The sequence below is a fragment of the Vibrio sp. V19_P1S1T109 genome (assembly GCF_002241375.1).
GTDB lineage: Bacteria > Pseudomonadota > Gammaproteobacteria > Enterobacterales > Vibrionaceae > Vibrio > Vibrio anguillarum.
This window is the reverse complement of record NZ_NDIM01000276.1, coordinates 1-9,223: the sequence shown is the minus strand read 5'-3', so window position 1 is coordinate 9,223 and position 9,223 is coordinate 1. Positions and strand designations below refer to the sequence as shown.

Annotated in this window: 9 protein-coding genes; 4 read left to right on the top strand and 5 right to left on the bottom strand. The window is 45.0% G+C overall.

The features are described 5' to 3' along the window. Positions 1–332: 332 nt before the first annotated feature. Both B9J87_RS13545 and aspA read right to left on the bottom strand, forming a co-directional pair. Positions 333–1,646, bottom strand: coding sequence for an anaerobic C4-dicarboxylate transporter family protein (locus B9J87_RS13545; protein ID WP_017042196.1), 1,314 nt, complete (start codon positions 1,644–1,646; stop codon positions 333–335). Between the two features lie 148 nt (positions 1,647–1,794). Next, positions 1,795–3,249 carry an aspartate ammonia-lyase gene (aspA, locus tag B9J87_RS13540; protein ID WP_017042195.1) on the bottom strand — a complete coding sequence of 485 codons (1,455 nt, stop codon included), beginning with the start codon at positions 3,247–3,249 and terminating at the stop codon, positions 1,795–1,797. A 479-nt stretch (positions 3,250–3,728) separates the two neighbouring features. Between aspA and B9J87_RS13535 the strand changes: the two genes are divergently transcribed. After that, positions 3,729–4,232, top strand: coding sequence for an FxsA family protein (locus B9J87_RS13535; RefSeq protein WP_038149154.1), 504 nt, complete (start codon positions 3,729–3,731; stop codon positions 4,230–4,232). Between the two features lie 286 nt (positions 4,233–4,518). Beyond that, a complete protein-coding gene (gene cspE / locus B9J87_RS13530) occupies positions 4,519–4,731 on the top strand; it encodes a transcription antiterminator/RNA stability regulator CspE (RefSeq protein ID WP_013855834.1) in 213 nt (70 codons plus the stop codon). Between the two features lie 96 nt (positions 4,732–4,827). On the opposite strand, the gene trmL is transcribed toward cspE, so the two are convergent. The 3 genes from trmL to B9J87_RS13515 form a co-directional block, all read right to left on the bottom strand. Then, positions 4,828–5,304: a tRNA (uridine(34)/cytosine(34)/5-carboxymethylaminomethyluridine(34)-2'-O)-methyltransferase TrmL gene (gene trmL / locus B9J87_RS13525; RefSeq protein ID WP_013855835.1), complete on the bottom strand. Its 477-nt coding sequence runs from the start codon at positions 5,302–5,304 to the stop codon at positions 4,828–4,830. A 99-nt stretch (positions 5,305–5,403) separates the two neighbouring features. Further along, positions 5,404–6,804, bottom strand: coding sequence for an envelope stress sensor histidine kinase CpxA (gene cpxA / locus B9J87_RS13520; protein ID WP_013855836.1), 1,401 nt, complete (start codon positions 6,802–6,804; stop codon positions 5,404–5,406). Continuing rightward, complete coding sequence (locus B9J87_RS13515) at positions 6,804–7,490, bottom strand: response regulator (protein WP_013855837.1); 687 nt, start codon at positions 7,488–7,490, stop codon at positions 6,804–6,806. The genes cpxA and B9J87_RS13515 overlap by 1 nt, the downstream gene beginning before the upstream one ends. A 183-nt stretch (positions 7,491–7,673) precedes the next feature. Between B9J87_RS13515 and B9J87_RS13510 the strand changes: the two genes are divergently transcribed. Together B9J87_RS13510 and fieF are read left to right on the top strand one after the other, a co-directional pair. Continuing rightward, positions 7,674–8,171: a CpxP family protein gene (locus B9J87_RS13510; protein ID WP_017049227.1), complete on the top strand. Its 498-nt coding sequence runs from the start codon at positions 7,674–7,676 to the stop codon at positions 8,169–8,171. 122 nt (positions 8,172–8,293) lie between these two features. Next, positions 8,294–9,202, top strand: coding sequence for a CDF family cation-efflux transporter FieF (fieF, locus tag B9J87_RS13505; RefSeq protein WP_010318335.1), 909 nt, complete (start codon positions 8,294–8,296; stop codon positions 9,200–9,202). Positions 9,203–9,223 lie beyond the last annotated feature (21 nt).

Here is a 9,223-nt window from a genome sequence, read left to right as displayed (position 1 = left end):
CTTGCTCAGATATCTGTATAAATTCTAAGGTGAGTTTTAAAGCGTAACTTTGTCTTGCTTCACAAAAAAATAGTACCGAGTTACACACCATTTTTTTAGGGAATTTAATTTAGGGTAATTGAGTGTAAATAATGGAATTATATTCTTACGCTTTTTATTCGAAGACATGGAGATAGGCGGATAATCGTTGTAGGGTAAATATATTGAAATTTTATTCATTAAGCTGAATGAATGAAGAGAAGTAATTATTTATTGCTTTATTGATATGTATCAATATTTTATACGTAACAAATAAAAAGGGAGCCAAAGCTCCCTTATAACAATAGTAGAGATTACATCAAAATATTGGAGAACAACAAACCAAAACCAATACTAAACACCATGCTTAACAAGCCAGGGAGCATAAAGCTGTGGTTGAAAATATACTTACCAATACGAGTGGTACCAGTCCGGTCAAAGTCGATAGATGCGATGATAGGGCCGTAGTTTGGAATGAAGAAGTAACCGTTAACGGCAACGAAAACCGCAATAATAATGGCTGGTGGCAAACCCAAGGTTATTGCAACAGGGACTAACACGGCAGTTGTTGCGCCTTGGCTATTGACCATCACCGACAGAGCAAATAACGCGAACGCGAATGTCCATGGAGCGACTTCCACTAAGCCAGAGACCGCTTCTTTGACCATGGCACCATGGCCAGCAATGAAGGTGTCACCTAACCAAGCGATACCGAAGATCGCCACGATGGCACGCATACCTGCATGGAATACGGAACCTTGGCTGATGGCGTTGCCGTCAGGTTTGCACAGTAAAATGATCAGCGCCGCGATAGACAGCATCACGATTTCAATCGTGTGCGCCATCCCCATGGCTGAGCCGTTAAATTGTGGGCGCAAGCTAGGCAATGCACCCATCACCACCACCACAATGGCACCGAACAAAAATAGCCCGACCGATTTTTTCGCTTGTGGCGTGATTTGAATATCAGCAATCGATACTTCTTGTTCCATCTCTGCGCGGAATTCTGGGTCTTGCAAGCGACGTTGATATTCTGGGTCGTCTTTCAGCTCAACACCGATTTTATTGACGAATAAGCACGCGCAAGCCAAACCAAGAATGGTACTTGGGATGGTGATCATCAACACATCCGTTAGCGTGATGCCTTGTGGTTCTAAGAAGGCGACTAACGCCACGACGGCGGCCGCAATTGGGCTAGCTACAATCGCAAATTGTGACGCGATCACCGCCATACCTAAAGGACGTTCTGGACGAATACCACTGCGACGGCTCACTTCAGCAATAACGGGCAGTACTGAATAGGCCACGTGACCTGTACCAGCCATCATTGTAAAAAAGTAAGTTACCAAAGGGGCGATGAAAGTGATGTGGCGAGGGTTTTTATGCAAAATGTTAGTGGCAATTTTGATCAAATAATCTAAACCGCCAGCCGCTTGCATTGAGGCTGCTGCTGCAACCACGGCCATGATCATCAACATCACATCAATCGGTGGGCTGGTTGGTTGCATGCCAAATCCAAAGCTCAGTACAGCAAGGCCAATACCGCCCATCACACCAAGCCCAATACCACCAATCCTTGCACCAATTAGGATACATCCTAATACGATAAGGAACTCAATTAAGAACATCTTATACTCCTAAAGATAATGAAAAATAGGGTCATTCTACAGGTTCAGCGATATTGAACGGTATGCTTTGCGCCATGATGTAACGCAATTTTTTCTCACTTAATAACTTGTAGAAAGTAAAAAGGCTCTGAATCAGAGCCTTTTTTGATTATTCGTAGCGTTTCGCTTTGTACTGAGGGCGCATAAAGTTTTCGACGGACAAGATGTCATCGAGCTCTTCGGCGGTGAGTAAGCCTCGCTCAAGCACTACTTCACGTACGCTCTTACCCGTTTCCGCACAAATTTTACCCACGATGTCACCTTCATGGTGGCCAATATATGGGTTAAGGTAAGTCACGATACCGATAGAGTTGAATACGTAAGCTTCACACACTTCTTTATTGACAGTGATGCCGTCAACACACTTGTCACGAAGGTTTATGCAGGCGTTTGAAAGAATTTCAATTGACTCAAACATGCTTTGTGCAATCACAGGTTCCATCACGTTTAGCTGTAATTGGCCACCTTCTGCGGCAAAGGAAATAGTGTTGTCGTTACCAAGTACTTTAAAGCACACTTGGTTGACCACTTCAGGCACCACAGGGTTTACTTTTGCAGGCATGATGGAAGACCCAGCTTGCAGTTCAGGTAGATTCAACTCGTTTAGACCCGCTCGAGGGCCAGATGAAAGAAGACGCAAGTCATTACAGATTTTAGAGAGTTTCACAGCAAGGCGTTTTAGCGCGCCATGCGCCATAACATAAGCTCCGCAGTCAGAGGTTGCTTCAATTAAATCTTCCGCTGGTACCACAGCTAAGCCAGTCACCGCAGCAAGGTGTTTCACCGCCGCCGCTTGATATCCCGGCGCCGCATTCAGGCCAGTACCGATCGCTGTTGCGCCAAGGTTGATCTCAAGCAGCAGTTTAGAGGTGTACTCTAGGTTGCGGATCTCTTCATTAATGGTGACCGCCCAAGCGCGGAACTCTTGACCTACGGTCATCGGTACGGCGTCTTGCAATTGAGTACGACCCATTTTCAAAATGCCAGAGAACTCTTGGCTTTTTAGCTCAAACGCACCTTTTAGATAGGCAATAGAATCAATCAGTTTCAGGATGCTATTGTATACCGCAATGCGGAAACCAGTAGGGTAAGCACAGTTGGTTGATTGGCTTTTATTAACGTGGTCATTGGGGTTGATGAACTCGTACTGACCCTTTTCTTTACCCATCAATTCCAGAGCAAGGTTCGCGATCACTTCGTTGGTGTTCATATTGACAGAAGTGCCGGCACCGCCTTGGTATACGTCTGACGGAAATTGATCCATGCACTTACCTGTTTCTAGGATCAAGTCACACGCTTGGAGGATGTAATTAGCCACTTGGCTTGGAATGACGCCGAGCTCTTTGTTGGCTAGCGTGGCGGCTTTTTTGGTCATCACCATACCGCGTACAAATTCAGGCACATCAGAAATGGTTGATTTTGAAATATTAAAGTTTTCGATAGCGCGCAGCGTATGAATGCCGTAATACGCGTCAGCAGGAACGTGACGTTGACCTAATAGATCTTCTTCGATACGAGTGGCCGAGTTAGCTGTAGCAGCTGTCGTTTCTGATAGGGTAGCCATAACAGGATCCTTAGAGAATTATTCTGATAATTAGTGAAATTATTAGCCATTTCTGCAGTTTAAGAATCCATTCGTCAGAATTTTAGGCTGGAAAATCCGTCCTGACTTCTGTGGCACATCATACTCAACCTAGATTTAAAAAATAGTAAGTGGATCACCTTTTAGGTCAATATTTTATGAAAATTTGATACGCACTCACATGCGTTATTTTTAGGTTTTAAAAACAGTTATCGCGTTGATAAATAGTTGTGATGCCGGCGGTTGGATTTGTCTGTGTGGTATGAGATTTGTTCAGGTTTTGTTAGCAAAATGAACGAATGAATGGATTTCAGATAGAGCCAATATTCGGTCTATTTTAAGATAGATACTGGCTCTATCTAGTCATTTAGGCTGTGAGGTGGTGCTCTTTGATTGAGCGTTGAGTGTTGTAGTCGCCTGTGGTTGACGGTAAGGTGAGAGCAATAAACAAAGGAGGGCGTGTGTTTCCAATCTTACTTCTGGCTTTTATTTTTGTGCCAATCATTGAAATTGGTCTCTTTATCCAAGTAGGCAGCTTGCTAGGTATGTGGCCAACTATCGCCTTGGTGCTGATTACTGCATTTGTTGGTGCATCATTGGTTCGTAGTCAAGGGATACAAACTTTACTTAGCGTTCAACACCGTTTGCACCAAGGTGAGCTACCTGCGCAGCAAATTATTGAGGGCGTGATGCTGGCGGTGGCGGGTGTGCTGCTTTTAGTACCGGGTTTTTTGACCGATGCACTTGGTATGGTGGTGTTATTGCCTGCGCCTCGGGCTTTGCTTGCCAACTATTTGATGAATAAAGTGGTGGTGAATGGTGTATCAGGCCGTTTTCAGGCGCAGTTTGATGATAGCCGTCATAACAAAGCCCCATTTGATCGTGACTTTGAACCATCTGAAACGGGAAAAACCTTCGAAGGTGAATTTGAACGTAAAGATGATGAGCATAATAGGTTGAAATAAAAGACTTTTTATGGTGTTTCTTACTCTATTGTTTTGAGTTGTAAAAATTAAATGCCGAAATAGATTGCTTAGTGCAACGTTAGCGAATATAGTTACCTCGCTCTGTTGTTCAGGGGTTATTAATGAAACAAAAAATAAAAGTAAAAGTAAATTCTCAGAATCCCATCGTAAAAGTTGATGTCCTCAGTGTTTCCCTTACCTTATTAGTAACATTAAATAATTCAATCTATCAGTGCATTGCGCATAAGCGCGATAACTTTATGAATTTAAATAAAAGGGACACATTATGTCTAACAAAACAACTGGTTCTGTAAAATGGTTTAACGAAACTAAAGGTTTCGGCTTCCTTACTCAAGATAACGGCGGCGCTGACGTGTTCGTACATTTCAATGCAATCGCTTCTGACGGTTTCAAAACTCTAATTGAAGGCCAAAAAGTGTCTTTCAATGTAGAAAACGGTCAAAAAGGCCTACAAGCAGCTCAAGTAACTGTTCTGTAATCTAGCCTAATATCTAGAATTAATAAAAAGGTCGCCTAGGCGGCCTTTTTGCTATTTGGTGATTTATCTTCCTACCGTTTTAGAGCACTAGCGCTGTTATTGCGCACCTTCAAAGCCCATTTGACGCCACGCTTCAAACGCAATAATAGCGACCGCATTAGAGAGATTTAAACTGCGAGCTTCTGCCATCATCGGAATACGAATACGTTGTGTCATCGGCAGGCTTTCGATGACTTGCGCTGGTAATCCACGAGTTTCTGGGCCAAACATCAACACATCCCCTTTTTGAAACTGCGCATCGACGTGGTGCCCCGTGGTTTTAGTGGTACAAGCAAAAATCCGGTACGTTTCGCGCTCTGCATTGAGGTAGTCCATAAAGGCATCCAAGTTGGCATGACGCGTTACGCGCGCTAAATCGTGGTAATCAAGCCCTGCACGGCGCACTTTCTTCTCTTCTAGATCAAAACCCAGCGGTTCAATAAGATGCAAATTAGCGCCGCAATTGGCACACAAGCGAATAATATTTCCGGTATTAGGGGCGATTTCAGGTTCGTAAAGTGCGATATCAAACATGGTATAGCTGCTCTTAAGGAGTGTGGGCCGGAAGTATAAGGTGACGAGCCTATTGAGTACAAGTCACCCGTTATTTGGCAATATAGGCATAAGTGGAATTTAACTATCCAATGGGAGCGTGAATTGTACTTTTAACCCACCTAATTGGCTGCGACTTGCGTGAATAGTACCGCTGTGTTGACGAATGGCACTTTCGGTGATGGCTAAACCTAACCCTGTACCACCACTGTGCCTATCACGCGCAGTGGAAACACGATAAAAGGGGCGGAAAATATCGTCTAACTCGTTTTCGGGAACGCCTTCACCATTGTCTTCCACGCAAACCGATAGTCTGCCTTTTTCGACCGAAAAGGTAATATTGATTTCATCTTTGCCATAGTAAATGGCGTTACGCACAATGTTTTCCAATGCGCTCATCAGCAGTTTTGGTGTACCGGAAATCGTGTGCGGTGGAATCGCATTATAGGTGAGTCTTTTTTCCATCTGCTCCGCCTCAAATTGGGCATCACTCAATAATTCCTCCCATAAACTGGATAGCGGTTGAGTTTCTCGGCTGAGATGGCTATTGGTTTGCATACGCGAAAGCGTCAGAAGTTCACCGATCATCTGCTCTAAACGCTGTGCTTCGGTGTCGATCCGCTCCAATTCTGAGCTGCTACCTTGTTTTCGAGTGGCAAGTGCATTGGCCATTCTCAGTCGCGTTAAAGGGGAGCGCAGTTCGTGTGAAATATCCGACAGCAATCGCTGCTGGCCAGAAATCATCTGGTTGACGGCTTCTACCATTTGGTTAAAGCTTTTTCCTGCTTGGCGAAATTCACTGGTGCCTTTTTCTAAGCTTGGGTCGACCACAAATTCGCCGCGAGCGACCCGTTTGGCGGCTTGCTCGAGGCGGCTGGCGGGTTGGCTCAATGCCCATGCGAGCCATAAGAGTAGCGGTGTACTGACGAGCATCACGGCAAGCAGTAGGCCGAACGGACGGTCAAATAGTTGCAATAAGAACGGGGGGGGCTCATTCCAGCGAATACCGACAAACATGAGTAGATCTTGCTTGGCAAGGGTGATTGGCAATGGACCTGAAATCATATAACGGCCATAGAGCTTCTGTTGTGGTTTATCAATGGATTCAATGCTGGTCACGAAATTTTGGAGTGCTTTAAACTTAAAGTCGGCTTGAGTTTTGGTGGTGAGGATTGTGCCATCTGGCGTTGTGATAAAGAATTGTGGAGTGCCGTTCTTCTCGCGCATGTGCCCTTCACCACGCTTGTTGCTGCTACTTTCTAAACGAAAGAGGATGCGTGTGAGTTCATGCTCATCTTTAAACATACTCTCTATTTTTTGTTTTAAGTGTGTAAGACGTTGGTATTCATCGCTAGGTATATCACGGGTTTTACGAGGATCAAGGTGCGGCAGTGCTAATACTGCGATCAGCACCAGCAGCATCGTAAACCAAAAAATGGCAAAAATTCTGCCATAAAGGCTGTTGATTTTAGGTAGGCGCATTAATCCTCCAGAATCATGAGGTAGCCACGACCACGCAGCGTTTTAATCCGTGATTTACCATCGACACGCTCAGGTAATTTCTTGCGTAAATTCGAGACGTGCATATCAATCGCGCGGTCAAAGGCCGCCAACCGTTTTCCTAGAACATCAAGGCTGAGCGCTTCTTTAGTTAAGGTTTCGCCTGGGTTTTGCACAAAATGAGTCAGCAAGGCAAATTCCGTGGTGGTAAGGTCCAGCAATTGCCCTTGGCAATAGGCTTCCTGCTTGCTGGGGTATACTTGAATATCTTGGCACTCAATGACTTCATTATGTTTGGTGCCATTGCTGGTTTGGGTTCGGCGCAAAATCGCGCGAATGCGTGCCAGCAGCTCTCGGTCACTGAAAGGCTTCGGTAAATAGTCATCCGCGCCGAGTTCTAGACCGATGACGCGATCGATCTCCTCTCCTTTGGCGGTGAGCATTAATACCGGGGTATGCCAGTTTTCACGTAACTTTTTCAGCGTTTCCATCCCATTAAGCTTAGGCATCATGACATCGAGTAAGACAAGATCAATGCGATCATGAATGGCCGCGAGCCCGCTCTCTCCATCATTCGCTTCAGAGACATCGAAGCCTTCATAGCTCAAGACTTCTTTTAGTAAGCTGGTGAGCTCAGTATCATCATCAATCAGAAGAATATGCGCCATGTGTCGCCTCGTCGTTGGGGAAGTTATGGGTACAGTTTACTGCGAAATAGGCAAGATATTCAGTGAGCAATAAGCTCTTTACGATTCTTTACGCTCACTATACGTTGCTTTACCGTACAGGCCCTATTCTACACTCAAGCGCTGTGAATACAGCTTGTTAGAATCCACTTAGTGAAGGAATAGATGATGAAAATGGCAAAAAAATTAGTACTTGCGGCGGTGATACTTCCTCTGACTCTTAGCACAGCAAGCGTCTTTGCATTTGGTGGTAAAGAGCAGCATAAAGGCCCAAATGATGAGTGTGGCGGTTTTGATCGCGGCATGATGCAGCAGCTTGATTTGACGTCTGATCAACAAGCAAAGCTGAAAGGAATGCGTGAGGCGAATCGCGAAGCGATGAAGGGTGAGCACAAAGGTCAACGCCAAGCGAAAATGAAAGCGCACCATGACAAAGTACAGGCTCTCGTGCTCGCTGAGAACTTTGATGCGGCAGCGGCAAATGAACTAGCCAAAGAGATGGTCGATCAACAGGTCGCTCACCGTGTCAAGATGCTAGAAAAACGTCATGACATGATGAGTGTGCTAACTCCGGAACAAAAAGCAAAACTGCAAACGCTACAACAAGATCGCATGCAGAAGTGCATGGAAAATGGTCCTAAGCACATGAAAAAAAATAGCTAGTCATTGATAACCGCTAATCATTGATAATAGGCCTCGGGTGAGGCCTGTTCATTTTTGTGTCATATTCATTCTTAATTTGAGAAGGTATACTACCTGCTCATTCTCAAGCTGATTTTAGTGATATGAAACAAGAATACGCACGCCTTGTTACGCTTGCTGCCTGGACAGCAACCCTTGTAGCCTCATTGTTGCTGATAGTAAAAGTGATCGCTTGGTGGGTTACTGGCTCGGTCAGCCTACTCGCATCATTGATTGATTCCTTACTTGATATTGCCGCTTCCGTGGTCAATTTAATTGTGGTGCGTTACGCACTGCAGCCCGCAGATAAAGAGCACGCCTTTGGTCATGGTAAGGCGGAATCGCTTGCGGCTCTTGCCCAAGCGATGTTCATTTCAGGCTCGGCCTGTTTTCTTATCCTCAATGGGGTTGACCGATTTTTCCGCCCACACGAATTAACCTCTCCTGAATATGGCGTTTATGTCAGCCTGTTTGCAATGCTGGTGACTTTTGGCTTAGTGTTGTTCCAAAAGCATGTTGTGAAAAAAACGGGCAGCCAAGCCATTGCCGCGGATTCATTGCATTACCAAACCGATCTGTTCATGAATGCAGCGATTATGATCGCGCTCATATTGAGCTGGTTTGGCTTTAAACAGGCCGATGCCATCTTTGCGATCGGCATTGGCGTTTATATTCTTTACAGCGCTTTTCGTATGGTGCAAGAGGCCATTCAGACCTTATTGGATCGTAAGTTACCTGATGAGGAATTGAAGCAAATCCGCACAGAATGTCTTTCTGTGGCTGGTGTGTTGGGTGTGCATCAATTAAGAACTCGCATGTCTGGACCTGTAAGATTCATTCAGTTACATCTGGAACTAGATGACAATATCCGCTTGATTGAGGCGCATCGCATTTCCGATGAGGTGGAAGATAAGCTACTCGAGGCTTTCCCGGGAGCTGATGTATTAATCCACCAAGATCCTTATTCTGTGGTGTTTGGACCAGAAAAAAAGCAAAAATCACAAGGGTGGTAGCGACAAAAACGCGCTTATTAA